The sequence below is a fragment of the Bradyrhizobium sp. NBAIM18 genome (genome assembly GCF_020193825.1).
GTDB classification, from domain to species: domain Bacteria; phylum Pseudomonadota; class Alphaproteobacteria; order Rhizobiales; family Xanthobacteraceae; genus Bradyrhizobium; species Bradyrhizobium yuanmingense.
In genome coordinates, this window is record NZ_JADYVO010000063.1 from 1 (window position 1) to 1,056 (window position 1,056).

The window sequence follows — 1,056 nt, forward strand, 5'->3', positions numbered from 1 at the left end:
CCGGTCGAGCTCCAGAGATCCGCAATATGGGGACCGGTATTCAACGAACCCTTGTAGAAGCGCAGGCCGGTTATTGTCCCGTTCACCGATGCGGTGAACTTGACTCCGACTTCGACGGGGCTGGTATCGCCGGAATTGGGGACGCTTGGCGCATCATTGGTGCCGAACAGGCTCTGCGCCGAGGCCGGATAGTTGACCTTGAGCGACACCTGGCCGGACCCGCTCTGGCCGCTGGTGTCCGTGATCGTGTAGGTGAAGCTCGCCGCGCCGGCATAGCCAGCGGTGGGCGTGAAGGTCACGGTCTGGTTCTGCGAATTGTAGCTTACGCTGCCGTTGGAAGCGTTGCTGACGCCGGTGATCGAGAAAGCCAATCCGGATGCGTTGGTGTCGTTCGCGAGCAACGTCGATGCCGCAATATTCAGCACCCCATTCTGGCTAACTGTGAAGCCGCTGTCCGCATTGGCTTGGGGCGCACTGGCTGCGGCGGATCCGTTGAAGACGACGTCGACCCAGTAGTTGGAGGATTTAAAGCTATTCGTCGGGAACGCGCTTCCAGATCCATAGGCATAGACCCCGTTGGCGCCCGCCGGTGCCGTCAACTGGCCATTGGCAAGCGACGTCGCGAAATAGTTCTGGGTACCGGAATAATTGCCGTTGGTGTGATAGGACGCGACGTACGTGGTCCCTGCCGTGATCGCGACCGGGGTGGAGAAATTGACCTGCTGCCAGCCGGAGGCGGTCTCGTTCGTGAACGTCGCGGTTGCAAGCAGGGTACCGGTCGAGCTCCAGAGATCCGCAATATGGGGACCGGTATTCAACGAACCCTTGTAGAAGCGCAGGCCGGTTATTGTCCCGTTCACCGATGCGGTGAACTTGACTCCGACTTCGACGGGGCTGGTATCGCCGGAATTGGGGACGCTTGGCGCATCATTGGTGCCGAACAGGCTCTGCGCCGAGGCCGGATAGTTGACCTTGAGCGACACCTGGCCGGACCCGCTCTGGCCGCTGGTGTCCGTGATCGTGTAGGTGAAGCTCGCCGCGCCGGCATAGCCAGCG

At 61.2% G+C, this 1,056-nt stretch carries 1 protein-coding gene; it reads right to left on the reverse strand.

Annotated features, from left to right (window positions below; all coding sequences use genetic code 11):
- On the reverse strand, positions 1-1,056 hold a 1,056-nt coding region (locus I6F17_RS37410), incomplete at both ends, for a DUF4082 domain-containing protein (RefSeq protein WP_225190481.1).